Below are 24,912 nucleotides of genomic sequence, written 5' to 3'. Positions count from 1 at the left end.
TGTGATGGCGATGCGTGGATTGCGCGGTCCGCGCGGTCATTCCGCGCTCTTCTGTCCGGCGAGATGGTTCAGCGTCAGCGCGTCGTTCTGCGCGACGGCCTGCGTTTCCGTCTGACTGCGCCGGCGGTTTTCCTGCTGCCCGGCCAGCTGCCGGTACAGCGCGATGTATTGCGCGGCCATGCGCGCCCAGCCGAAGCCGGTCGCGAGCTCGCTCGCGGCCTCGCCCATCGCGCGGCGCGCGGTGTCGTCGCCGGCCAGTTGCGCGACCGCTTGAGCGAGAGCTTGCGGGTCGTCGGGATCGTCGAGCACGATGCCGCACTCGGGCGTGATGATCTCGGCGCCGCCCGCCGTGCGCGCGGTCACGACGGGCAGCCCCGCCGCCATCGCTTCGAGCAGCGACAGGCTCATCGCTTCGTAGCGCGACGGGAACACGAAGGCATCGACCGAATGCATCAGCACCGGCATCTCCTTCACGAGTCCGAGAAAATGCACGCGATGCGCGATGCCGAGCGCTTTCGCCTCGTCCGGATACGGGCTGCCCGGCAGAAAACCGGCCACCGCAATCTGCACGTGCTCGGGCAGATGCTTCAAAGCGGCGAGCACGGTGCCCAGATTCTTGCGCGGTGTGCGCAAATCGCCGACGAACAGCAGCAGGAACGCATCGGCCGGCAAGCCGAACTTTGCGCGGTCCCCGCTCGCCACGGCGAAGCCCTGCGTGTCGACGCCGTTGTAGATCACGTCCACGCGGTTGCGCGGCGTGAGGCCGATCGCGCGGATTTCGTCGGCGACCTTCTGCGACACGGCGGTAATCACCTTCGAGCGCCGGTACGCCCAGCGCTCGAGCAACGCGTTGCAGCGCGTATAGACCGACTGGTACGCGGACCACGCGCCCTTGGTGAGGCCGAACGGGTAGTACTTGCTCGCGAACCAGCCGCTATGCACGAAGTGCGAGGTATTGACGTCCGCGTGCATCCACGTGATGAAGCCGTTCACGTGCAGCACGTCGTAGTCGCGGCGATGCGCACGCAGCCACAGCGCGCTCTTGAGCGCGAAGACCTGCTGGCGCAGCAGATTGGTCGGCCACCAGCGGCCGATCTTCACCGGCGCCCAGCGCACGTTCGGATGCGCGAGCAGCTCGGGCGCCACGTGCGACGCGACCAGCGTCACGCGGATGTTCTCGTCGAGCGCCGCGCGCGCGATCTCGTGGTTGACGCGCCCCTGGCCGTCGTTATGGCGCACTACGTGCGTGACAATGGCAACTCTCAATGCGTGCCTCCGTGGAGAAATAGCGTGCGTGCGCGGTTCATTTTTTCGTAGTGGACCGCGGAAAGAATCGAAAAAGCGCTCATGAAAAGTAGCAGGCCGCCGGTGCCGACCAGCGAGTTCGTGAACACGAGCATCGCGAAGATCGCGAGACACAGGCTCATGCACGCGGAGACGAACTTGTCGTCGCGCAGCCTGAACGAGGCGAGCACCGCGCGCGTCAGCAGCCACACGATGCCGGACATGTAGAGCAGCGTGCCGGGCCAGCCGAGCACGAACGGAATGTTCATCACGCCGCTGTCGAAGTTGCCGTACTGGCCGAGCTGGCCGCCGTCGTTGGAGAGTTTCGTCGACGTGCCGGTCGCGCCCATGCCTTCGCCGGAGACGTCGGTAAACGCGGTCTTCGCGAAGGTCGCATAGAACTCGTTACGCGCGGCATAGCTCTGATCGTCGTGCAGATTGACGATCGTGTTGAGCCGCGCCTGCATCCGTTCGGCCACCGGGCCGACCGCGAGCAGCGGCACGCACAAGCCCGCGAGCAGCACCGCGCTCGCGACGATGCGCACGCGCACCTTGTTGTTCGACTTGACGAGCTGGATCAGGAGCGCGATGACCCAGCCGCCCCACGTCGAGCGCACGAGGCTCAGCGCGAACGAGAAGAAGCCGAGCGCCGCGGCGATCCAGCGCACGCGGTGCTGCGCGGCCATCACGAAGACCATCGCGCCCATCATCGCGAACGCGAACGGTCCCGACGAATTCATCGTGCTGAACACGCGTACCCCCATCGGCACCGGGTCGCCCTGCGAGTTCATCTGCGAGCCGAGCATCCATAGCACGTCCCACGGCGGCATGATGAAAAACTGGATCAGCCCGTAGCCGCCCATTACCAGCATGCCCCAGATGAACGTGCTCACGATCGCGTCGCGATACTGCGGATAATGGCGCGTGTGCGCCATGATGTGAAAGCCGATCAGGATCGGATAGAGCCAGTTGCAGAGGTCGTAGGTGGCCGCGAGCGGCCCGCTCGACATCACGCCGATCAGGAACGCGTAGACGAGGCCGAGCAGGATCAGCAGCACGGGCAAACCGCGGCGCTGCGCGAGCAGCCGGTAATAGCGCAGCAGCGACAGGCCGCTGATCATGGTGACCGCGAGCGGGGCAACCTGAATGAGGCTCGTCGGCGTGAATCCGCCCTTCGACCAGTCGGCGAGACGCCGCACTTCGGGGCTCAGGAACCACAGCCACCACATGAAGCCGATGTAGCGCGCGGGGCTCTTGAAGTAGAGCCACAAGCCCGTCAGGATCGCGAGCGCCGGAAACCCGAACGTGAGCACCGTGCCCTGATGCGCGACGATCAGCACCGCGGTGATCAGCCACAGCAATAGCGGCGGCAGCCATTCCTGCGGGCCGCCGGACAGCAGTCCGCCCGCGGACTTTTTTGCGCGGCCGGCGTCGGCGGCGCCGCTCGGCGGCAGCGGGCTCGCGCGCGGAATCGTCGACATCGCTTACAGCCCTCCGCCGGATTCGCGCGCCCGAGCCTGCGCGGCTGGTTGCTGGTGCGTGGCCGCGTCGGCGTTCACGCTCGCCTGCCCCCGCGCACTGAGCATTTCGCGCGTGATGCGCACATGCTGCATCGCGTAGTGCTGCGTGGTCAGATCGCGCGCGAGCAAGCCAGCCGCGGCCGCCTGCGCCTGGCGCAGCGCCTCGTGCGGCTCGGCAGCGAACCGGTCGACCGCAGCGCGCAACGCCTGCGGATCGAACGGCGGCACGTAGGCGGCTTCCCCGCCGGGAAAATAATCCCGCAGCGCGCCGACGTCGGTCGCGACCATCGGCTTGCCGACCGCCGCCGCTTCGAGCATCACCGTGATGCCCGACGCGTGCGAGTTCGGCCGCAACGGCACGACGATCACGTCGGCCCAGTCGTACAGCTCGTGCTGCTTTTTGATGCCCGAGAACAGCGCGATCTCGACGTTCGACGCGCGCAGCGACGCCGGGATGCGCCGCCGCGTCGCGAGCTTCACCGTATAGCGCGGATCGTTGCCGAATGCCTTGATCAGCGTTTCCCAGTCGCGGTCGCGATCGTTGCCGATCGCCGCGATGCGCAACGGCGTGCGCGGCGTCCATTGGGTCGGCGGGTTGACCGGGAAATCGCGCGTGTTCAGGCCGTACAGCAGCGGCGTCGCGTCGCGCTGAAAATAGTCCTGGCACAGCACGGCGTTTTCGCTCGCGAGCGTCGTCAGACGATCCGCGCGCTTCATCAGCTGGCGATACAGCCATCTGCGCGCCATGCCGTACGACGGCCACTTGTCGAGCAGCCACACGCTTTGCGCGAGCAGCAGCGGCGACGCGCCCGGTCCCGCCTTGCGGCCGCACAGCAGCAGCATCAGCGCAGCGGACAGCCACTCCTGCTCGGTATGCGTCCAGATCACGTCCGAGCGCAGCATCTCCGCGCGATTGCGCCAGCTATGAATGAAATCGAAGCCGAGCGCGGCCTTCAGCGCGCGACGCACGAGTCGCACGGGCCGGCTTTCGCGCGCGTCCTGCGAATAGGTCAGCGCGAATGCTTCGGACTGCGCATGGTGATAGCCGTACAGACAGCCGATGTCGTCGCCCTTGCGATAAAAGCGCGGATCGGCGCCATAAAACAGATGAACATGAACCTTCGTACTCATGCGGACACTCCGCTGTGCCGGTGGAAAAAGGCCTCGTGGCTCATACGCGTCACGACAACGCGCGACGCGCCTCGTGCGCGCCGTCGCGCACCGCGCGCCAGCGCGACAGCTGCAGCGGCGCCCGGCGCGACAGCAGCGCGAGCGCCGCATGCGTGAGACCCGGATACAGCCGCGTGCCGACGAGGGTCCACCACCACCACGCGGTTTCGCGGCGCAGCGGCGGCAACTGGTCGCGCAGGATAAGGTGGAAGTTGAACGCGGCGTTGCGCAGCGCGGCCATCGTCTGCGCGTCGCGTTTGTCGTCGTCGAAACGTTCGGCCGGGAAATGATCGACCGCGACTTCCGGGTCGTACACGAGCTTCCAGCCCGCGTTCTTTACCGCGAGGCTGAACGCCATGTCGTTGTGCACCTGCGCGCCCGCGCCGCGCAGACGCGCGTCGAAGCGGATCGTGCGCACCGCGTCGTGCCGGTAGCTCATGTTGGCGCCCTTCAGGATGTCGACCTCGCGCGCGGCACCGACGCCCAGATGATGATTGCCGATGATCTTGCCGTGCGCGGTCACCTTGCCGACCAGCGGCCGTTCGCCGTTGAGCACGCGGCCTTTTTCGTGCACCCAGTCGCGCCCGCCCAGCGCGCCGAGGCGCGCGTCGGCTTCGAACGCGGCGGCGATGCGCTCGACCCAGTCGCGGTGCGGTGCGGCGTCGTCGTCGGTGATGGCGATTACGTCGCCGCTCGCGGCATCGAGCCCGCGATTCAGGGCCGCGACCTGGCCGGGCACGTCGACCGGCGCGATCACGAGCGGCAGGCTGCCGCGGGTAGACGGATCGCGCAGGCACGCATGGGTCGCGTCGTCGTCGACGCGTGCGACCACGATCACTTCGTCGGGCGCGCGCGATTGCCGCGCGAGCGCCGCGAGGCAGCGCGCGAGATCGGCCGGGCGGCGATAAGTCGGTACCAGTACCGTGACTTTCATCGTGATGTCCTCTCTATGGTCCCGCGCTCGCGTCACGCGCTCAGGTATGCCTGCGTCGCCGCGTAGCCGCGGTCGTAGCCGACGCGCGAGCGCGGCGGCATGCCGTTGAAGATGCCGCCCTGGACATGCACGCCCGCCGCGCGCAGCCGCTTCAGCGCATCGGCAATCTCGATCTCGCTGTGCATGCCCGAGCGCATCACGAAGAACGTCGAACCCGCATATGCGCCGATGATCGATGCATCGGTCACCGCGAGCACCGGCGGCGTATCGATCAGGATCACGTCGTAGCGTTTCGCGAGGCCGTCGAGGTACTGCGGCAAACGCGGCGACATCAGCAGCTCGGACGGATTCGGCGGACGACGGCCGCACGAGATGAAGCTCAGGTTCTCGATGCTCGAAGCGCGAATCGCTTCCTCCAGCGAGATCTGGCCGCTCAGCAGTTCGGACAGGCCGTTTTCCTGCACACCGCCCACCTGCCGTTCGAGCGCGCCGCGCCGCAGGTCGCCGTCGATCAACAGCACGCGCTTGCCCGAATGCGCGAGCAGCATCGCGAGGTTCACGCTGAGGAAGCTCTTGCCGACGCCGGCCATCGGGCCCGTCAGCATCACGATGCGGTTGCGCGCGTCCATCAGCGTGAACTGCATCGCGGTGCGCAGGCTGCGCATACTTTCGATCGTCACGTCCTTCGGCCGCGCATTCGCGAGCACCGGACGCAGCCGTTCGCCGCCGCGCACGTAGCTGTTTTCGAGCTGCACCTGCTCGGCGCTGTGCGGCACGAGACCGAACACCGGCAGATGGAACGCGCGCTCGACGTGATCGGGGTCGTCGATCCCCTTGAACAGATTGCGACGCACGAACACGAAGCCGGTACCCGCGATCAGCCCGAGAATCACGGCTGCAGAGATGATCAGCAGCTTCTTCGGCTTGACCGGCGCGCCGGGGCGCAGCGCGGCGTCGACGATATGCACGTTGCCGCCCGTGCCGGCCTTCTGCACCGACAGTTCCTGCACGCGATTGAGCAGCAGCACGTAGATGTCTTCGGCGACCTTCGCGTCGCGCTGCAACTGCACGGCCTTCACTTCGGTGGCCGGCAGATCGCGGAAACGGTCGGCGTATTTGGCGCGCTCCGCCTGCAGCTCGGCCATCTGCTGACGCGCGGCGACGAGCGTCGGATGGTCGTCGCCATAGCGCTCGACGAGCTGCGTCATCTGCAGGCGCAAGGCGGCGATCTGCTGCTCGTACTGCACGCTGCCTTCGAGGTAGACCTTCGCCTCGTCGCTCGCGTTGATCGAACCGGACTGACGCTGATACGCGGTCAGCGCCGCTTCCGCGCGTTCGAGGTCGGCCTTCAGGCGCGGCTCCTCGCTCTTCAGGAAGTCGAGCATCTTGCTCGCGTCGGCCTGCTTGTTCGACACGTGCTGCCGCAGATACGACTGTGCAAGCGCATTGGCGACGAGCGCCGCATGCTCGGGACTCTTGTCCTCCAGCGAGATCTGGATCACGCCGGTCTGCTTGCCCTGCTCCTGAACCGTGATCGCCGACTGGAACGCGGTGATCGCGTCGAGGTCGTTCGCGCGCACGACGGTGAACTCCTGGCCCGGCCGCGCGACCAGCGTATTGACCAGCATCGTCACGCCGCCGCCCTGCGCCTGCTGGCCGACCTGGCCGCGCAGCAGCAGCGAGCCGTTCGGCGCGAACAGTTCATAGTGCTGCGCGTCGATCACCCGCAGCAGCAGTTTCTCGCCTTCGAGCGACGGCGTCACGTCGATCGAATCGACGTCGACGTTTTCGCCGCCCCATGCGTACGACGTGAGCCCAAGCCATGGTCGCGCGGGCTGGCCCGGGGTCGCCAGGCGCGCGGCGATGTTGCCGAGCAGCGGAATCGTCTTCGGCGTGACGCTGATATTGAGCTTCAGCTGCTGCACGACCGGGCCGACCACGCCGCGGCTCTTGATGATTTCGATTTCGGCGTCGGTCGGCAGCGACGTCGAGCCGCTCGTGATCGTGGCGCCCGTCTGCGTCTGTGTGAGTGCCTGCGACGTGTTGTCGGACTGCTCGACGCGTACGTGCGCATCGGCCGAATAGATCGGCTTGGCGAGGTAGCAGTACGCGACCGCCATCGTGATGATGATCGCGGCGATGGCGAGCAGCCACCAGATGTCGTCGAGAATCACCTGCACCAGTTGTCCGAGGACGACGTCTTCTTCTTCGGTCTTGATCGGACCAGCCATGTGTGGAGAGAGTTGATTGCTCACAGTTCGATCCCGTGTCGTTGGCTTCGGCTTTCGCGTCAGCGGTACTTCTGCTTTCGTTGCACATCCCGCGCCGCCCGCATGCCAGCGGCGCGGAACGCGCTTTCAGCCCGGACGCTCAGCGCGTGAGCTGCTTCAGATAGAACAGCGTCTGCACGCTAGGCAGTATCTGATTCAACACGCGGTTGAACGTGGTCGACGCGGCGGTGCCCACATACACGACGTCAAGCGGCTGCAACTGGAACTGCGAGGACAGCATGATCGAGTCCGGCTGCGTCATGTCGAGGCGGAACACCTCGGGTGTGGTCGGATGCTCGCGCATGCCGCGCATCACGTAGATCTGCCGTGGATTGGCGTCGGTGTTCAGAATCCCGCCACCCTGCGTGAGCGCGTCGGCGATCGTCATGCGGCCACGGATGATCGGCACCTGGATCGGCGTCTTCACTTCACCCATCACGAAGATGCGGCTGTCGGTGCGGTCCGGCACGTTGACCACGTCGCCGTTCTGCAGCATCACGTCCTGCCTGGTGTCGCCCTGATCGAGCATGCGATCGGCGTCGAGTACATAGAGCTTGTGGTTGCGCGTGAGGCGCACGCGCTGGATGTCGGCGTCCGCGTTGGTGCCGCCCGAGCGCGTGATCGCGTCGACCAGCGTGAGCGGCACGTCGCTGACCGCGAGCGGTCCCGGCTGCTTCACTTCGCCCGTGACCTGCACCTTCTGGCTGCGATACGAGAGCACGCGCACGTCGACCTGCGGATTGCGGATGTAGCGCACAAGACCTGCGGCGAGTTGATCGCGCAACTCGGTCGTTGTCTTGCCCGCGGCCTTGATGCGGCCGACGAACGGGAAAAAGATCGTGCCGTCGGCGGCGATGGTCTGGCCGTACGGATCGGCCTGGCCCGGCAAGGCAGCCGTGTACGGCTGCTGCAATGCGCCTGCGATCGTCTGCGTGGTGTTGCCGCCCGAGGACAACGTACTGCCCTGCGGTGTGGTCAGCTCGGGGTGATCCCACACGGTGATGCCGAGAATGTCCTGCGGCGCGAGGTGGTACACGTACTGCGACCGGTCGGGCAGCGCCGACGGCGGCAGCGGCTGCGGTTGTTCGGCGGCGGCCTTCGCCTGCGCCATGATCAGGTTGCCGTCGATCAGATGAACCGGATAGGTTTCGCTCGGCGCCTGATCGTTGTCTTTGAGCCGCGACGTGTCGAGATAATTGCCCGGTGCGGTCGCGCAGGCCGACAGAAAAGACGTCAGCAGAAGCGAGGCGGCGAGCTTCGCGCGCAAGCTCGCGGATGAGTGTGCAACGAGGGTTTTCTTCAGCATATTTTCTTCAGCCATCCCATGACCAGATGTTCGATGAGCACGAGACTCTCCCTGTAATCGTCTTCCGCGCCGCCGTGCGGATCGGCGACGTCCGAATCGGCTTCCCACTTGCCGAGCGGATAAACCTTGCCGCGCGCGGCCGGATCGAGTGCTTCGACCTCGCCCACCTGCGCTCGCTCGCTTACCAGCACGAGATCGGCCCCGCGCACGAGCGAGCGGTCGAGACGGCGCGCGTGGTGGGTGCCGGCGGCGACGCCGCGCTCCGCGAGCAGGCGCCGCATCACCGGGTCCATGCCGTTGCCGTTCACCGCGCGAATGCCCGCCGAATGAAACGCGATCGGCGCGGCGCGTCCACGCGGCGCGCGCGCCTGGCTCGCCTTGAACAGCATCTCGGCGGCGGGCGAGCGGCACACGTTGGCGTGGCACACGATCAGAACGTTGTCGAACATGGCAGGCTCCTTCGTGGCGCGGTGCTCGGCTTGCATCGTTCGGGCGGTCGGTTCTGCGGCAATCGCGGCGGCCTCAGCGGCCGGCCATTTCCGCCGCCGGCAGCAAACCGTGCGCACCGACCCGAGCCGGTGCATTGCGCAGCGCGTGCCGCCGGCCGATCGCGTGATACTCGATGCCGAGTTCGAGCAGCACGTCCGGCTCGTACAGATTGCGGCCGTCGAAGATCAACGGCGTCTTCAGCATGCGCTTGAGCGCATCGAAGTCCGGGCTCTTGAAAACTTTCCATTCGGTGAGGATCACGAGCGAATCGACGCCGCTTACCGCTTCCATTTCGTCGTTGACGAACGAAAGGCGCGCATGCTGCTGCGGCACGTCCTTCAGATCGAGCGCGAACACGCGCTTCGCTTCGTCGATCGAGACCGGGTCGTAGGCCTTCACGCGCGCGCCACGGCGCAGCAGCCCCGCGATCAGCTCGCGGCTCGGCGCCGCGCGCATGTCGTCGGTGTTCGGCTTGAACGCGAGGCCCCACACGCCGAATGTGCGGCCCGACAGATCCTCGCCGAGACGCGCGACGATCTTCTGCGCGAGGATCTGCTTCTGCGCGTCGTTGACCGCTTCCACCGCTTCGAGAATGCGCAGGTTCGCACCCTGATCGGCCGCGGTGCGGATCAGCGCCTGCACGTCTTTCGGAAAGCACGAGCCGCCATAGCCGCAACCCGCGTAGAGGAAGTCATAGCCGATGCGCGGATCGGAGCCGATGCCACGGCGCACCGCCTCGATGTCGGCGCCGACACGATCGGCCAGATTCGCGAGTTCGTTCATGTACGAGATGCGCGTCGCGAGCATCGCGTTGGCCGCGTACTTGGTGAATTCGGCGGAACGCACGTCCATATACAGCGTGCGCTCGCGATTGCGGTTGAACGGCGCATACAGGCGCTTCATCAGCTCGCGTGCCTTTTCGCCGGGCACGTCTTCGTCGCAGCCGAGCACGATGCGATCGGGCCGCGTGAAGTCCTCGACAGCCGCGCCCTCCTTCAGGAACTCCGGATTCGACACGACCGAGAACATATGCTCCGCCCCGCGCTCGGCCAGCTCGGCGGCGACCACTTCGCGCACGCGCGAGGCGGTGCCGACCGGCACCGTCGATTTGTCGACGATCACCTTGAAGCCGTTCATGTGGCGGCCGATGTTGCGCGCGGCCGCGAGCACGTATTGCAGATCGGCGGAGCCGTCCTCGTCGGACGGCGTGCCGACCGCGATGAACTGGATGTCGCCGTGCGCAACCGCGGCCTCGACGTCGGTGGAAAACGTCAGGCGCTTTGCGCGGCGATTGCGCGCGATGATCTCCTGCAGACCCGGTTCGTGGATCGGCACGCCGCCGTTGTTGAGCACGTCGATCTTGCGCTCGTCGACGTCGAGACAGAACACGTCATGGCCGATGTCGGCCAGACACGCGCCGGTCACGAGGCCGACATAGCCGCTACCGATGATCGTCAGGTTCATGGATTGCACCTCGATAAATGAAGTTGATTCAGGAATGCGCTCGCGCGATGCGTGGCATCAGCGCGGCCCGGCGCGCCACGTTCAATAGGCATTGCTGCCCGCGAAGCCCTTCCACATCGTCAGCACGACGATCTTGATGTCGAGCCAGAAGGTCCAGTGCTGCATGTAGTACAGATCGAGCTTCACGCGGCCCATCATCTTTTCGATGCGATCGGTTTCGCCGCGATAACCGTTGATCTGTGCCCAGCCGGTGATGCCCGGCTTGATCCGGTAGCGGTGCATGTAGCCCTTCACCAGATCCTTGTAGATGTCGTCGTGTTCGAGCGCATGCGGACGGGGACCTACCACCGACATCTCGCCGCGCAGCACGTTGATGAACTGCGGCAGCTCGTCGAGGCTCGTGCGGCGCAGAAACGCGCCGACCGCGGTGATGCGCGGATCGCGCCGCGTCGCCTGGGTGATCTTGCCGGCCGCTTCGGTGTGGACCTTCATCGAGCGGAACTTGAAGATTTCGAACTCGTGGCCGTCGATGCCCTTGCGTCGCTGGCGAAAAAATATCGGTCCCGGCGAACTGAGCTTCACCATCAGCGCGATCACGAGCATCAGCGGCGCGAGCGCGGTCAGCGCGCCCAGCGCGAACACACTGTCGAAAACGCGCTTGGGCAGCACCCGCAGATCGGTGATCGGCGAGGCGGCCAGATTGATCGCAGGCACGCCGAGCAACTCGACCATCGGCTGATTGAACAGCGTCAGGCTGCCGACGTCCGGGATGAAGCGGATGTTCACGAAGTCGTTGCGCAGATCCATCACGTAGCGATGGATCGCCTTCTCCTTCGAGATCGGCAGCGCAAGCCACAACTCGCGGATCGCGCGCTGCCGCACGAGCTGGATCATGCGCTGATAGTCGCGCTCGACCGGCACGCCCGCGATCGCGGGCGGCGCGTTTTCGTCGTGGTTGATCGTGCTGTCCTCGTCGAACACGACCACGGGCGTGAAACCCGCTTCGGGACGGCCGCGCATCTGCTCGATCAGGAAGCGTCCGTACGGCGCGCCGCCAACGATCGCGACCGCGCGCTGATTGAAGCCCTCGCGGCGCAGCCCGCGCAGGATCGAATAGACGACCACCTTCGTGACGACCAGCAGCGCGATCGACGCGAGCGCCCAGTACACGAGCCAAAGCCGCGACAGGCTGTCCGAGCGATGCACGCTGAAGCTGATCAGCACGCCGATCACTTCGACCATCAGCCAGCCGCCCGTCACACGCGAGAGCAGATCGTAGAGCGGCTTGCCGCGCCACGACTGATAGATGCCGAGCGCAGGGAAGAACACCACCACGAGCAGGCAGCCGAACGCGAGCGACATGCTTTGCATCTCGTCGAGCCAGACCACTCTGCCGCTATGCACAGCCGCGGCCAGCAGCGCGCCGAGCGCGACCATGGCGATATCGATGATTCTCGCTAGAACGCTCAGCATGCGCAGCCTCTCTGTTCGCCAGTCAAGTGCGATCCGTCGGTTGGTTGAAATGGGTGCTGCACCGGTGTTCCGTCATTGCGCTTTTTATTTCCCATCTGCCTGTTGCCTGAATGAGACCGAATGCCCAGACCGGAAAAATCTGATTCCGAATGAGTGAATACCCTTGTACATGCCTCAATAAAGCGGGATTAAAATTCACGCGACAAGGCCGCAAAATATCTCAAATTGTATCGGTCAAAATTTCGCTATTTTTTCGGCATTTTGTCCGGTAATTGTTGCCGCGACCTCGATCAACAGAGCCTTCCGGATGCTCAATTTGAGCCCTTCTTCAACGCAGCTTCCGCTTTCATGCAAGCTTCGTCTGCGAGACATGCGCGGCTTGCGTGCTGCCATTCTTGCCGATCATTAAGCGGAAAAAAATGCCTGCCTATTTTTTTGAAGTAATTTTTATTTTTGAATAAGTTGGCCGGTCATTTTTTCGTGCCTTTCGAATAAATTCGATGCGCTTTTTATTCGGATTGTATTTAACGCGCTTTTATTGATTCTGAACTTCGTGATAAAACTCGACGCACTCATCCAGTCCCGAGGAGATCACCATGTCAGCTACGGCTCCGGTCACGCCCAACGGCACCCGGCCCACCCCCGCGCAATCGCCCATGTCCTCAACCGCGACCAGCGTCAAACTCAAGGTTCATCCCGTGATTCTCGCGGGCGGCTCAGGCACCCGTCTGTGGCCGATGTCGCGCGAGCAGCATCCGAAGCAGCTGATCGGCCTGCTCGGCGAAGAGTCGCTGCTGCAAGCGACGACCCGCCGTCTCGACCTGCTCGAAGCCGGTTACCCGCTCGCCGGCCAGCTCGTGGTCGTGGCCAATGAAGAACAACGCTTCACGACGGCCGAACAGTTGCGCACAAGTGGCAAGCCAAGCCGGCTGATACTCGAACCCGTGGGCCGTGACACCGGACCCGCGTTGACGGTGGCTGCCTTGTCCGTCGCCGCGGAAGACCAGGACGGCATTATGGTCGTGATGCCCGCCGATCACGCGGTCGCCGACACTGAAGGTTTTCACGCGGCGGTCGCCGCCGGCGTGCAGCATGCGGAGGCCGGCCATATCGTCACGATGGGTATCGTGCCGACGCGTCCGGAAACCGGCTACGGCTATATCCGCATCGGCGCGCCGCTCGGCCTTGCCGACACACCGGGTGTTACGGATGCCGAATCAACGGCTCGCCTCGTCGCTCACCGGCTCGACCGCTTCGTCGAAAAGCCGCATCTGGAACTCGCGCAACGCTATGTCGAATCGCGCGAGTACTGGTGGAACAGCGGTATCTTCATCATGCGCGCCTCGACGTGGCTCAAAGCGATCCGCCATTTCCAGCCGGCCATTTACGAAGCGTGCGAGGCGGCCTTCACAGGCGGCAAGTCGGACGGCGACTTCTTCCGGCTGCAACGTGATGCGTTCAGCGCCTCGCCGTCGAATTCGATCGACTACGCGGTGATGGAGCAGCTCGGCAGCGATCAGAGCATCGCGCCCGGCGTGGTCGTGCCGCTAGAGGCCGGCTGGTCCGACGTCGGCTCGTGGGACGCGATCTGGGACATCTCCGAGAAGGACGCTGATCGCAACGTGAGCCGCGGACGCGTGATGTTCGAAGGCGCGAACTCGACCTTTGCGCATTCCGATGGACGCCTGATCGCCTGCGTCGGTACGCAGGATCTCGTCGTCGTCGAGACCGCCGATGCGATTCTCGTCGCCGACAGGTCGCGCGTGCAGGACGTCAAAAAGATCGTCAACCGGATTCGCGAAGACGGCGGGCTCGAAGCGGCCAACCATCGCAAGGTGCATCGCCCGTGGGGCAACTACGATTCCGTCGATACCGGCGAGCGCTTTCAGGTCAAGCGCATCGTCGTGAAACCGGGCGCCCGGCTCTCGCTGCAGATGCATCATCACCGCGCGGAGCACTGGATCGTCGTGCGCGGCACCGCGCTCGTCACGCGCGGCGACGAACGCCTTCTCGTCTCCGAAAACGAATCGGCCTATATTCCGCTCGGCGTCACGCACCGCCTCGAAAACCCGGGCAAGATGCCGCTCGAAATGATCGAGGTGCAGTCGGGCTCGTACCTCGGCGAAGACGATATCGTGCGCTTCGACGATACGTACGGACGGCAGTGACGCACGATCGATCGCAACCTGGGGCCGCGTGAAGCGGCCGCGGGAACTGCCGGGCGCTCATCCCACGTACGAGATGAGCTCCTTGTAGGCGGGCGAAAAGCGCTCCGTGGCGCTGCTTTCGGTCGTCACCGCGGGTGTGCCTGCGCCCCCCGTGCTCGCGGAGTCGGACGGATAGCGGCGCACCGGTGCGCGCAGTGCATGCAATGACGGATTCAGCGGCGCGTGCAACGGCGCGCCGTGATTTCCCCCGTGATTCGCCATGCTATTGATCGACGTGGGTTCCGACACATGATGCAAGCCAGGCAACGGACGGCCCGCCGATCGCTGCGCAGGGTTGGCCGACATGGGTTCGGCGCTTGCATGGGTCTGCGTCGCGGCCGCCGCATCGGTTGCGCTCTCGCGATCGATCCACTGACGCCCCCAGTCAAGCGCGAACTGCTGCGCGTGCTGAGCATCCGCGAAGCGCGGACCGACGAGGCCGGAGCGCTCGACGCGCTTGCCGTCCCTGATGATCTCCGCCGACGCGCGATACATCGCGCCCGGCACTTCCTCGACCAACACGTAGATCACATAACCGCGCGAATCGGCGACTTCCATGCCGCGCGGCGCGAGGCTCATCGATAGCGACGGGCGCGGTTCGTCGGCTGCGGCCTGTGCATCAGGCGCGGGCAGCGTGACATTCGTCACGCTCATCGTATCCACCTGCTCCGCGGCCGCTGCGGCGTGCGTCACCGCCCCCGCCGCGGACGCCGCCTGCGCGGGTGCCGTCTGGGCGGACCCCGCATGGGCGGTCCCCGCATGGGCGGACCCCGCCTGCTGAAGCCCGGACAACTGGCGCGTGATGTCGGCGATCGGATCGGCCGTGCGCCATTGGCTCAGCGCGCTGGCGACGCCCGGCGCCTGCCACGACTCGGGACTCTTCCATGACACGCCGCGCAGACCGTTGTCGTCGCGCGGGCTCGGGGTTTGCGCAACCGGTGCCACGGGTCTGGCCGTAACGGGCGGCGCCGGTTGGGGAATGTACGCGAACGTGCGGCCGCGCTGCGACAACAGGCGGACCATCTCGAGCAGCGTGCCGTTCAATTGCCATTCTTCAAAGCGGCGGCGGCACGTTGGACCGGACGGATAGCGGCCCGGCAGCTTCGACCACGGCTCGCCGGTGGTCAGAATCCACAGCACGGCATTCGTCACGATGCGCGGTTCGGCGCGCGGCCGGCCACGCCGGTTCAGACGGACGGCCGGTTCGTCGGAGACAAGCGGCGCGAGCAACGCCCATTCGTCGTTGTTCAGTTCATCGAAAAACATTGGATTTTCTCCACGCGGCCTGGCCTGGCAGCGGCGTTGAGCCTGCCACGGATTCTCACGATCCGCGTGCGGCCCTCGGTTGCACAAATTTGTTTTGTCCGTTCGCCTTGTCGGAACAGTCCGCCCACACGTGGTGCGGCTCATCCCTATTGCGAAGCACAAAACGAGGTCTCACTCGTGCATGGGAAAATTTGTGCACGAAGCATACCATCCCAACCTTTGCATGAATACACTTTAGACATCTGTTACGGAATGAAACAATCTTGTCCGTTTCGCTGCGTCGATTCACGTATTGCTGTAACAGAAGCTGCCGCTTATCCGGCGTCGGATCGGTCTATTGCAAAGCACAACACCGCGTAACCTGACGGAATAGCGTTTCGAAATGCGATTTCCGAATCAGCATGCATTTCAATGCGTTTTGATAGTTGGCCGATCATCGATATCGAGCGTCGGCGCAAAGACGGCGATGCGCATGTGCGGTCGCATGGAAGCAACGGCCGGCGCGCATGCGAGCGCCGCGCATGCGCCAAGTTCGAGGCGTTACAGGTACGACGAAGTCGCTTCGAGCGATGTTATACGCGCACCGGTTTCGATGCGTGCTCGCCGACCACCGTGATCCATTCGCGCACGCGCCAACGCGTGACGAGTCCGGAGAGCACGTACGGATCCGCCCTGGCAAAGGCTTCCGCGACCGCCGGCGACGCACCGCAAAAGAGCAGCACCGCACCGTCCGTTGGCTCCGCGAGCGCGCCGGCCAGCAGGAGTTCGCCGCGCCCGGCGGCGGCCCATGCAAGCTTCAGATGTGCGTCGCGGTACTCGCCGCGTCGCTCCAGATAGTCGGGTACCAGCTCGTACATCAACAGGTAATGCATGCCAACTCTCCTCGCGAGGATGAAGATTGACCCGCAGCGGCATCCGTCTGATCGCGCATTCGCATAACGGAATCCACCGAATTTACTGACTATTTTTTATTCACTTGCATTCGCAGCAATGCAAGAATTATCAATTCATTTAAGTCACATATCCAAATAGCGTAAACTGGAATTTCGTTTCGTTACGTTTGAAATAGCCGAGCCAATTAATCTGCATTGCATAAGAAAATTCGCGCGCCCGTTCATTCGACTGTTTCAAACGCCGCGTCGGCGGGGCCGCCGCCCGGTTCGGGGAAAACGAGCGCAGACCGCTGTCAACCAGAATGCATTTTCGCCCGTTCTCGCAGACGGCGTTTGCCATAATGGATGCGCAGAGGGGTCACTGAATGCCGTCGTCACCCGCGCGCATGAGCGACCAGACAACGTTTTCATCACTACCGATGGAGTGTCCCATGAAGATTCAATCCGCTATCGCTACGCTGGTGTTGGGCGCGGTACTCGTATCGCCGGCCTTCGCGGAGAACAGTCAGCAGACCAAAATGGCCGACTGCAACAAGCAGGCCGGCGACAAGAAAGGCGACGAGCGCAAGGCGTTCATGCAGACCTGTCTGTCCGCGAAACCGGCCGCCGCAGCGCCGATGAGCCAGCAGGACAAGATGAAGATGTGCAACAAGCAGGCGGGCGACAAGAAGGGCGACGAGCGCAAGGCATTCATGAAGACCTGTCTGTCGTCGGCGCCGGCCAACTGAGCGCGGGCCTCGCCATCCCCCTCGCCGGCGCCCTCTGATCAACGCGGCGCCGGCGCATCGTTTCACCCGCAATGCGCATCGATCGAGCCCCCCTCCTTCGCAGTCCACCCGCCGGAACGCACCGTTTTCTTCTATGATGGCTGCGGAGACGGCCCACCCTCATATATAGAATTAATCAACTACGCGGGCCGCCATCTTGTCGTTGATGCTACTGAGCATCGATTGGAGGCAAGGATGGTATCGAAGCATAAAAACCGCTGGTTAAGGCGGTGGTTGCTTGTCATCGTCTTCTGGGCCGTGCCCGTGGCGATCGTCGCGGTCAACGAGATCCGCGAGGAAATGTCGTACAACGCCGTCGATCTCGACCGCGCGCTGACCACCTGGAATTTCACCACCACGCAGCGCGCGGCCGGCGCGCCCGCGCATTGCCACGGCAAGCCCGACGAGGCGAAAGCCGCCGGCTGCCCGGCCGATGTGCTGGCCGCCAACGCGCCGCGCCAGCAGGACGCGATCAATGAATACAGCGTGCGCCGCTCGACGCTGTTCGCTTATCTGTGGCACGCGTTCGTCGGCTATTGGGTCGTGCCGGCGGCGATCCTGTTCGCGATCGGCGCGATCATCGGCATGGTGCGCCGCGCGCTGCGGCGCCCGCCCGCGGTTAAAAGTCCGGCGAATCACGGGTGAGAGGCGGCCGTGCCGCATGCACTCTTTTGCAAATCGCTGCATCGAAACAACACTTTCATTTTCATGTCGATGGCCCGCCGCGCGACGCGAAAATCAGCCTCAAAGCCTTGTTCCATAAGGCTTTTCGCGTGATTGCACGGCGCTCCTTATGAACCGGCCTGTGTTATAACTCAAAGGCAACCGGGCGACACCACGACGGTTGCGCCCCGGATCCATGACGGAGAACAACGATGCAAAGACGACACTTCATCTTGAAGACGACCGCTGCGCTTGCTTTCGGAGGCCTTGCACTCGCCGGGTGCACGACGACGGGCAGCACGCCGGACAATCCCCACATCGACGCCTCGAAACGACAGTCGATCGACGCGAGCGTCGACGGCACGTTGTCCAAGCTGTTCACGACCGTGCCGGGCTCGCGCGAGCTGGTGTCGAAGGCGCGCGGCGTGCTGGTGTTCCCGTCGGTGCTGCAGGCGGGCTTCATCGTCGGCGGACAGTACGGCGAGGGTGCATTGCGCGTGGGCGGCACGACAGTCGGTTACTACAGCACCGCGACGGGTTCGCTCGGCCTGCAGGCGGGTGCGCAGTCGAAGGCGATCATCTTCCTGTTCATGACGCAGGATTCGCTCGACAAATTCCGCAACGCGGACGGCTGGGCGGTCGGCGCCGATGCGTCCGTCGCGCTCGTGAAGGTCGGCGCGAACGGTGCGATCGACACGACCACGGCCACCGCGCCGGTGCAGGTGTTCGTGCTGACCAACACGGGCTTGATGGCCGACCTGTCGCTGCAAGGCACCAAGGTCACGCGGCTGAAGATCTGAGCACGCTGCTCGCGTGCATCCCGATGCGCGCAGGCGTGGCTCCGTAGCTCAGGCTCCAATAAAAAAACGGCGGTGCGCATCGCGCACCGCCGTCCTTCTTCGCCACTCTGCAACGATCAGGCGTCAGCCGCCCGACGAATCGATCACCTTGAACCTCGAGCGCTTCTGCGCGCGAATCACCGACTGATACACCTCCACATATTCCCGCGCCATCCGGTGCGATGTGAAGCGCTCCTCGAAGCGCCGCCGCACGCCCGCGCGCGGCACCAGGTGCAGGCGGTTGACGGCCGCCACCGCGCCGATCTCGTCCTCGACGATAAACCCGGTCAAGCCCTCTTCGATCACTTCGGGCACCGAGCCGCGATTGAACGCGATCACCGGCGTGCCGCATGCCATCGCCTCGATCATCACGAGACCGAACGGCTCCGGCCAGTCGATCGGAAACAGCAGCGCATGCGCGCCCGACAGAAACTCGGCTTTCTGATGATCGGCAATCTCGCCGATGTACTCGACGTACGGCAGGTCGAGCAACGGCCGGATATCGCGCTCGAAGTATTCGCGGTCGGCCGCATCGACCTTGGCGGCGATGCGGATCGGCAAGCCGCAGCGGCCCGCGATGCGGATCGCCGTATCGACGCGTTTTTCCGGCGAAATCCGGCCGAGAAACGCGAGGTACTTCTGCTCGACCGGTCGCGGCGTATAGAGCTGCTCCGGCAAGCCGTGATAGACGGTGGTGAGCCAGCGCGCCTGCGGCAGCGGGTGACGCTGCGCATTTGAAATCGAAATCACGGGCGCGGTGTTGAACGTGTCGAATACCGGTTGCTGCTCGGGCAGGTCGAGCCGGCCGTGCATCGTCGTGACGAACGGCGTGTCCTGCCGCTTGAACACCGAGAACGAGTAGTAGTCGAGGTGAAAATGCAGCACGTCGAAATCTTCGGCCTGGCGGCGCACGAGTTCCATCAGCAGCATATGCGGCGCGATGCGGTCGCGAATGCCCGGATCGAGGCGCAGCGCGCGCGGCCACACCGCTTCGAGCTTCGCGCTCGTGACCGAGTCGCCGCTCGCGAATAGCGTCACGTCATGGCCCTGCTCGACCAGCGCTTCAGTGATGTACGACACGACGCGCTCAGTGCCGCCGTAAAGCTTCGGCGGCACCGATTCGGTCAGCGGGGCGATCTGCGCAATCTTCATATTGTGTCTCCGTAAGCCGACGGCTGGCGCGCGAACCGCAGCGCCGTCGGCGATGCCGAGTATGACAGCGCCATGACGTTGGATCAATGCACGTCGCGCTTGAGCGTCGGGTGCATCGTCGCTAGGGGCAGTATTGCCTGGTATCTGCGCAAAAGCCGCAGGTCTTGCAATTGCTCGGTACTGTTACATGCGGCTTACGTCCGGTGACAGACGGCGGCGCCATCACTTGTGGCCGCCGCCCTCGCCCGAGGTGCGCTCGGGCACGCTGCGCAAATCGTGGAGGAAAGTATCACGCCACACGCCGAGATCGTTCTTGCGCAGCGTGGCCATGTCGATCTCGTGGCGCCGCTGGCGCGCATCGAGCGGCATCTGCAGCGCGCGTTGCAGGGCCTCGCACATGCCGATCGCGTCGTGCGGATTGACGAGCAGCGCGCCTGAGAGCTCGGCGGCCGCGCCCGCGAAAATCGACAGCACGAGCACGCCGGGATCGTCGGGATTCTGCGCGGCGACGTACTCCTTCGCGACGAGGTTCATGCCGTCGTGCAACGGCGTGACGAAGCCGATCTGCGACTCGCGAAACAGCGACATCAGCTTCCAGCGGTCGTACTGCTGGTTCAGATAGCGGATCGGCGTGTAGTCGAGCCCCGAGTAGCGGCCGTTGATGCGCCCTGCTTCGTATTCGAGATCCTGGCGGATCTTCTGATAGGTCGCGACGTCCGAGCGCGTCGGCGGCGCGATCTGCACGAGCGTGACGTTGCCGCGCCATTCGGGCGAGCGTTCGAGCAGCAGCTCGAACGCGCGAAAACGCTCGACTAGCCCCTTCGAATAATCGAGCCGGTCGACGCTCATGATCAGCTTCCGCCCTTCGAGGCTCTGCTTCAGGTCGAGCACGTGCTGACGGCTTTCGTAGCGTTTCGCCTGCTCGGCGATTTCGTCGGGGAACACGCCGATGCGGTAGACGCCGGTGCGCAGCTGACGGCCGAACGCCTCGACGATACCGTGCGCGCTCACCGTGCCGCGGGCGTGACGCGTCACGTAGTCGTGAAACGCCTGCTGGTCGGTGACGGTCTGGAACCCGAGCAGGTCGTAGCACGACAGCGACTTCACGAGCTCTTCGTGCGGCGGAATATTGAGCAGAAGCTGCGGCGCGGGAAACGGAATATGCAGGAAGAAACCGATCCGGTTCGTCACGCCCTCACTGCGCAGCGCCTCGGCGAACGGGATCAGATGGTAGTCGTGAATCCAGATGACGTCGTCGGGTTCTAGCAGCTTCACCAGCTTGTGCGCGAGCCATGCGTTGACGCGCCGGTAGCCCGCGTATTCCGCGCGCTCGTAGCGCGCGAGGTCGTTGCGGTAGTGGAACACCGGCCACAGGGTCGCGTTCGAGAAGCCGCGGTAGTACTGGTCGTAGTCCTTGCGTGTGAGGCCGACGGTCGCGAAGGTCACCGCGCCGTCCTGTTCCAGCATCGGCCCCGCGTTGGCGACTGTTTCACTGACCACGTCGCCGCTCCAGCCGAACCAGACGCCGCCGGTATCCTTCAGCGCGCTGAATACGCCAACAGCGAGTCCGCCCGCCGATCCCCTGGTCTCCGTCGGCGTCGCGACGCGATTCGACACGACGATCAGTCGGCCCATATTGCATGTCCTCCGTAGTTCCTGGCGCGCACCCAACGACAGCAATCTGCATGCCCGCACATCGATTCGCGACGCGCGACGCGCAACTAAGCCTGCTCTTTCGTCTTCTGCTCGGCCTCGGCCGTCCCAGGCCGGCCGATGCGGCTCGCCACCGGATCGGCTTCGGTATGCGCGGCGGTGCTGCCGGCCGGCGCCTGCCGGCTGCGCGGCACCCAGTCGATCGGACCTTCGCCGCCAGTCTCCGGCTCCGCCGACACCTCGGCGCGCGCACGCGGCAGGTATTCGGGGTAATGCCTGTGAATGAAATCGAGCAATCCTTCTCGCACGCGGCAGCGCAGGTCCCACGCGAGGCCGGAATCGGGCGCGCTCACGAGCGCGCGCAGTTGCATCGCGCGCTCGGTGCAGTCCGTCACCTGCAGCACCTGCACGCGGCGGTCCCACTCGGGCGCGCTCTCGACGATGCGCGCGAGCTCCTCGCGCAGCGGCGCGAGCGGCATCCGGTAATCGACGAACAGGAACACGGTGCCGATGATCTGCGAGCTGCTGCGCGTCCAGTTCGAGAACGGGTTTTCGATAAACCATTGCAGCGGCACGATCAGCCGGCGTTGATCCCACAACCGCACCGACACATAAGTGCCGGTAATTTCTTCGATACGCCCCCACTCGTTCTGGATCACGACGACGTCGTCGAGGCGGATCGGTTGCGACAGCGCGATCTGCAAACCGGCGATCAGATTGCCGAGCACCGGCCGCGCCGCGATACCGGCAACCAGACCAGCGACACCAGCTGACGCCAGCAGGCTTGCGCCGATCTGACGCACGTTCGGCAAGGTCATCAGCGCGCCGCCCACACCGATGAAGACGATCACGATCATCACTGAGCGCGCGAGCACGCGCGCCTGCGTATGGATGCGGCGCGCATGCAGGTTGTCGACGGTATCGAGCGGATGGGCGCGGACGATCGCTTCGCCGATCCCGGCGGCGACGCGCACCGACAGCCACGTGAGCGCAGCGATCAGCGCGATGCCGGTGACGTCGCGCACCTGTTCGATGAAGTTGAGGGTATCGGGCGCCTCGGACCAGACCCACGCGAACACGAGGTTCACGAGCGCGAACAGCGACGGTTTGTCGATGTAGCGCAGTACGACGCTCGTCAGCGGATGCGGCTGCGCGAGGCGCATCACGATCCGCGCGCCGAAGCGGTGAATGCCGATGGCCACGATCGTCACGATTGCCGTCACGATCAGCGCGCCGATCCATGTATGCAGCGGCGCGGCCGCCACACGGTAGAAGTCGTCGATAGTAGGCATAACGGGCATCTTCCTCCGGGCTCGATGAGCGGCGGCGCGCCTGCGGGACTACTGACAACCGGGGTCATCGCCCCCGACGGAAGCGATGACCCCGACACCCGGCGCACACGATGGCGCGAGAGCGTTACAACGGGTTCTTCGATGCCCGGCGGTTATCGATCAGTCACCGCTCTTGCAGGGAAACGCCTTGCCGAGTCCCAGCGAAATCGCCGTGCTCGCGTTGTAGCCTGCGGCATTCGGGTTCTCGGCGATGTACTTGCGCACCGCATCGGTCAGTTGCGCCGAGCGTGCATCCGGCGGCAGGCAGAAGTACTGGCCGACGCGCGGGCCGGTGGTGCCGCCGATCGCATCGATCGTGTTGAAAATACCGTCGGCCGCGCCTTCGATGTAGGCCGCGCAGGCGCTACGCGAAGCCACGTCCGTCTTGGTGCACAGCTTGTTGAGGTCGCCCCCCGTAAACGCGGCTGCCGAAAGCGGCAAGGCAAGCGCGCCGGCGAAAATCAAAGCCCGCAGCATGGTGTTCCTTTCCAGGGTTGTTTATCAAGCGGTCTTTTTGCCGCATCCGGACGGCGCGCCGCGCGGCGCGCCAAAGTCGTCATTCTGCACTGTTTTACGCGGCAGCAGGCCGGCTGCCGACAGCGTTACTGCTTCTGTTGTTGGGTCTGCTGCATGCGCGCCGTGAGCCCTTCGACGACGTCCGGCTCCTTGTAGGTCTTCGCGAAATCGAGCGCGGTCATGCCGATCTGGTTTTTCACCGTCAGGTCCGCGCCGTTGTCGAGCAGCAGCTTGACGGTCGACACGTGGCCGCCGCGCGCGGCCATCATCAGCGGCGTGGTGCCGTTGGGTGAGCCCGCGTCGACGTAGGCCGAGTGGTCGAGCAGCACCTTGACGATGTCGTCGTGGCCGTTCGCGGCCGCATAGTGCAGCGGCGCCCAGCCCTTCTTGTTGACCTCGGCGTCCTTCGCGATCAGCAGGTTCACGAAGTCCAGGTCGCCCATCAGCGACGCCATCATCAGCGCGTTTTCGCCGGCCTTGTCCTGAATCTCGATATCGGTCTTCGGATTGGCCAGCAGCGCGGCGGCGACCTTGTCCGATTTCTCGCGCGCGGCGATCACGAGCAGCGGCATGCCCTGATTGTCGACGCTGTTCGGATCCATGCCCTTCGCGAGCAGCTTGTTGACGCCGGACACGTCGTCGAACTTGACCGCCTTGATCAGCGAGTCGATCGGAGCCGCATGGGCGGGCAGCGCGACGAGCGCGGCGCATGCGAGCGCGGCGGCGCACGCAAGGCGGCGTGCAGGTGCCAGCGCGCGGGCGGCCGGACCAGTGCAAGCCGGTTGGAAAGCAGCGTTCGACGTCGAAAGTTGTCTCATATAGTACTTTAGGAAACGTCCCTATCCATTTGATGTTACTAAGTTTTCTAAATCAGGCATCGGCTGGCGCGGCAATCCCGAACAGCCTGAAGAAGTTTTGCGTGGTCGCGGCGGCGAGCGCCTCGTCCGGCATCTCGCGCTGCTGCGCGATGAAGCGTCCGACATAACTGACGTACGCGGGTTCATTCGATTTGCCGCGGTACGGCACCGGCGCCAGATACGGCGAGTCGGTTTCGATCAGCAAGCGGTCGAGCGGCACCCGACGCGCGACGTCCTGCACGTCGGTCGCGTTCTTGAACGTGACGATACCCGACAGCGAAATGTAAAAATTCTGCGCGAGCGCCTGCTCGGCGATGGCCCAAGGCTCGGTGAAGCAATGCATCACGCCCCCTGGCACGCCCGCGCGCTCCTCCGCCATGATGCGCAAGGTGTCTTCCGACGACGAGCGCGTGTGGATGATCAGCGGCTTGTTCGTCGCGTGCGCGGCGCGGATGTGGGTGCGAAAGCGCTCGCGCTGCCACTCCATGTCGGCGATCGAGCGGCCTTCGAGGCGGTAGTAGTCGAGCCCGGTCTCGCCGATCGCGACGACCTTCGGGTGCCCAGCCAGCTCGACCAGCTCGGCCACGCTCGGCTCGCGCATGTGCTCATGATCGGGATGCACGCCGACCGACGCATACACGTTGTCATAGCGGCTGGCGATGTCCAGCACCGACGGCAGTGTTTCGAGATCCACCGACACGCACAGCGCGTGCGAGACCGAATGGCTGCGCATGTTTTCGAGCACTTGCGGCAGACGGTCCGCGAGTCCTTCGAAGTTGATATGGCAGTGCGAATCGACAAACATGATCAGGTCCTGCGAAAAGTGGGCCGGCGCTCGGGCCGTTCCGTGCCCGAGGC

At 64.7% G+C, this 24,912-nt stretch carries 22 protein-coding genes; 4 read left to right on the top strand and 18 right to left on the bottom strand.

Features of this window, described 5'->3' with window-relative positions; genetic code table 11:
• Window positions 1-36 precede the first annotated feature (36 nt).
• The 9 genes from L0U81_RS07610 to L0U81_RS07570 form a co-directional block, all read right to left on the bottom strand.
• On the bottom strand, window positions 37-1,266 hold the full coding sequence (locus tag L0U81_RS07610) for a glycosyltransferase family 4 protein (protein WP_233801360.1): 1,230 nt from the start codon (window positions 1,264-1,266) through the stop codon (window positions 37-39).
• The gene (locus L0U81_RS07605) at window positions 1,263-2,765 is read right to left on the bottom strand and encodes a glucose-6-phosphate isomerase (protein WP_233801358.1); all 1,503 of its coding nucleotides are present in this window, start codon (window positions 2,763-2,765) and stop codon (window positions 1,263-1,265) included. Before L0U81_RS07605 ends, L0U81_RS07610 begins: the two co-directional genes overlap by 4 nt.
• Before the next feature lie 3 nt (window positions 2,766-2,768).
• Window positions 2,769-3,935, bottom strand: coding sequence for a glycosyltransferase family 4 protein (locus L0U81_RS07600; protein ID WP_233801356.1), 1,167 nt, complete (start codon window positions 3,933-3,935; stop codon window positions 2,769-2,771).
• 49 nt (window positions 3,936-3,984) lie between these two features.
• Window positions 3,985-4,908: a glycosyltransferase gene (locus L0U81_RS07595; RefSeq protein ID WP_233801354.1), complete on the bottom strand. Its 924-nt coding sequence runs from the start codon at window positions 4,906-4,908 to the stop codon at window positions 3,985-3,987.
• 32 nt (window positions 4,909-4,940) lie between these two features.
• Entirely contained in the window at window positions 4,941-7,139 is a 2,199-nt protein-coding gene (locus L0U81_RS07590; protein WP_233804258.1) for a polysaccharide biosynthesis tyrosine autokinase, read from the bottom strand.
• Window positions 7,140-7,278: 139 nt separating this feature from the next.
• Window positions 7,279-8,484, bottom strand: a complete 1,206-nt coding sequence (locus L0U81_RS07585; protein ID WP_233801352.1) for a polysaccharide biosynthesis/export family protein — start codon at window positions 8,482-8,484, stop codon at window positions 7,279-7,281.
• Window positions 8,478-8,933, bottom strand: coding sequence for an arsenate reductase/protein-tyrosine-phosphatase family protein (locus L0U81_RS07580; protein WP_233801350.1), 456 nt, complete (start codon window positions 8,931-8,933; stop codon window positions 8,478-8,480). The genes L0U81_RS07585 and L0U81_RS07580 overlap by 7 nt, the downstream gene beginning before the upstream one ends.
• A 73-nt stretch (window positions 8,934-9,006) precedes the next feature.
• Window positions 9,007-10,437: a UDP-glucose dehydrogenase family protein gene (locus tag L0U81_RS07575; RefSeq protein WP_233801347.1), complete on the bottom strand. Its 1,431-nt coding sequence runs from the start codon at window positions 10,435-10,437 to the stop codon at window positions 9,007-9,009.
• Window positions 10,438-10,518: 81 nt separating this feature from the next.
• Window positions 10,519-11,910, bottom strand: a complete 1,392-nt coding sequence (locus tag L0U81_RS07570; RefSeq protein ID WP_233801345.1) for an undecaprenyl-phosphate glucose phosphotransferase — start codon at window positions 11,908-11,910, stop codon at window positions 10,519-10,521.
• Between the two features lie 596 nt (window positions 11,911-12,506).
• Between L0U81_RS07570 and L0U81_RS07565 the strand changes: the two genes are divergently transcribed.
• Complete coding sequence (locus tag L0U81_RS07565; protein WP_442793393.1) at window positions 12,507-14,078, top strand: mannose-1-phosphate guanylyltransferase/mannose-6-phosphate isomerase; 1,572 nt, start codon at window positions 12,507-12,509, stop codon at window positions 14,076-14,078.
• 57 nt (window positions 14,079-14,135) lie between these two features.
• On the opposite strand, the gene L0U81_RS07560 is transcribed toward L0U81_RS07565, so the two are convergent.
• Window positions 14,136-15,383, bottom strand: coding sequence for a transposase (locus L0U81_RS07560; protein WP_233801343.1), 1,248 nt, complete (start codon window positions 15,381-15,383; stop codon window positions 14,136-14,138).
• Window positions 15,384-15,955: 572 nt separating this feature from the next.
• Window positions 15,956-16,255 carry a YciI-like protein gene (locus L0U81_RS07555; RefSeq protein ID WP_233801341.1) on the bottom strand — a complete coding sequence of 100 codons (300 nt, stop codon included), beginning with the start codon at window positions 16,253-16,255 and terminating at the stop codon, window positions 15,956-15,958.
• Window positions 16,256-16,707: 452 nt separating this feature from the next.
• Between L0U81_RS07555 and L0U81_RS07550 the strand changes: the two genes are divergently transcribed.
• Together L0U81_RS07550 and L0U81_RS07545 are read left to right on the top strand one after the other, a co-directional pair.
• Window positions 16,708-17,004: a PsiF family protein gene (locus tag L0U81_RS07550; RefSeq protein WP_233801339.1), complete on the top strand. Its 297-nt coding sequence runs from the start codon at window positions 16,708-16,710 to the stop codon at window positions 17,002-17,004.
• Between the two features lie 234 nt (window positions 17,005-17,238).
• The gene (locus L0U81_RS07545) at window positions 17,239-17,688 is read left to right on the top strand and encodes a hypothetical protein (protein ID WP_233801337.1); all 450 of its coding nucleotides are present in this window, start codon (window positions 17,239-17,241) and stop codon (window positions 17,686-17,688) included.
• Here the strand turns inward: L0U81_RS07545 and L0U81_RS33520 are convergent.
• Complete coding sequence (locus tag L0U81_RS33520; protein ID WP_267956606.1) at window positions 17,679-17,804, bottom strand: hypothetical protein; 126 nt, start codon at window positions 17,802-17,804, stop codon at window positions 17,679-17,681. The two genes, L0U81_RS07545 and L0U81_RS33520, sit on opposite strands and share 10 nt — an antisense overlap.
• Window positions 17,805-17,918: 114 nt before the next feature.
• Here L0U81_RS33520 and L0U81_RS07540 point away from each other — a divergent pair, with 114 nt between their 5' ends.
• Window positions 17,919-18,506: a BPSL1445 family SYLF domain-containing lipoprotein gene (locus L0U81_RS07540; RefSeq protein WP_233801335.1), complete on the top strand. Its 588-nt coding sequence runs from the start codon at window positions 17,919-17,921 to the stop codon at window positions 18,504-18,506.
• A 123-nt stretch (window positions 18,507-18,629) separates the two neighbouring features.
• Here the strand turns inward: L0U81_RS07540 and L0U81_RS07535 are convergent, their stop codons facing one another.
• From L0U81_RS07535 to L0U81_RS07510, 6 genes are all read right to left on the bottom strand, one after another.
• Window positions 18,630-19,697, bottom strand: a complete 1,068-nt coding sequence (locus tag L0U81_RS07535; protein ID WP_233801333.1) for a glycosyltransferase family 4 protein — start codon at window positions 19,695-19,697, stop codon at window positions 18,630-18,632.
• Between the two features lie 222 nt (window positions 19,698-19,919).
• A complete protein-coding gene (gene otsA, locus L0U81_RS07530) occupies window positions 19,920-21,332 on the bottom strand; it encodes an alpha,alpha-trehalose-phosphate synthase (UDP-forming) (protein WP_233801331.1) in 1,413 nt (470 codons plus the stop codon).
• Window positions 21,333-21,418: 86 nt separating this feature from the next.
• A complete protein-coding gene (locus tag L0U81_RS07525) occupies window positions 21,419-22,642 on the bottom strand; it encodes a mechanosensitive ion channel family protein (protein ID WP_233801329.1) in 1,224 nt (407 codons plus the stop codon).
• A gap of 159 nt (window positions 22,643-22,801) precedes the next feature.
• Window positions 22,802-23,158 (bottom strand): Rap1a/Tai family immunity protein, encoded by a 357-nt coding sequence (locus tag L0U81_RS07520; protein ID WP_233801327.1) that lies wholly within the window; start codon window positions 23,156-23,158, stop codon window positions 22,802-22,804.
• Window positions 23,159-23,283: 125 nt separating this feature from the next.
• Window positions 23,284-24,015: an ankyrin repeat domain-containing protein gene (locus L0U81_RS07515; RefSeq protein WP_233801325.1), complete on the bottom strand. Its 732-nt coding sequence runs from the start codon at window positions 24,013-24,015 to the stop codon at window positions 23,284-23,286.
• A 52-nt stretch (window positions 24,016-24,067) separates the two neighbouring features.
• Window positions 24,068-24,859, bottom strand: coding sequence for a TatD family hydrolase (locus tag L0U81_RS07510; protein ID WP_233801323.1), 792 nt, complete (start codon window positions 24,857-24,859; stop codon window positions 24,068-24,070).
• Between the last annotated feature and the right edge of the window lie 53 nt (window positions 24,860-24,912).

Source organism: Paraburkholderia sp. HP33-1, assembly GCF_021390595.1.
GTDB lineage: Bacteria > Pseudomonadota > Gammaproteobacteria > Burkholderiales > Burkholderiaceae > Paraburkholderia.
This window is presented reverse-complemented; position numbering and strand designations above follow the sequence as displayed.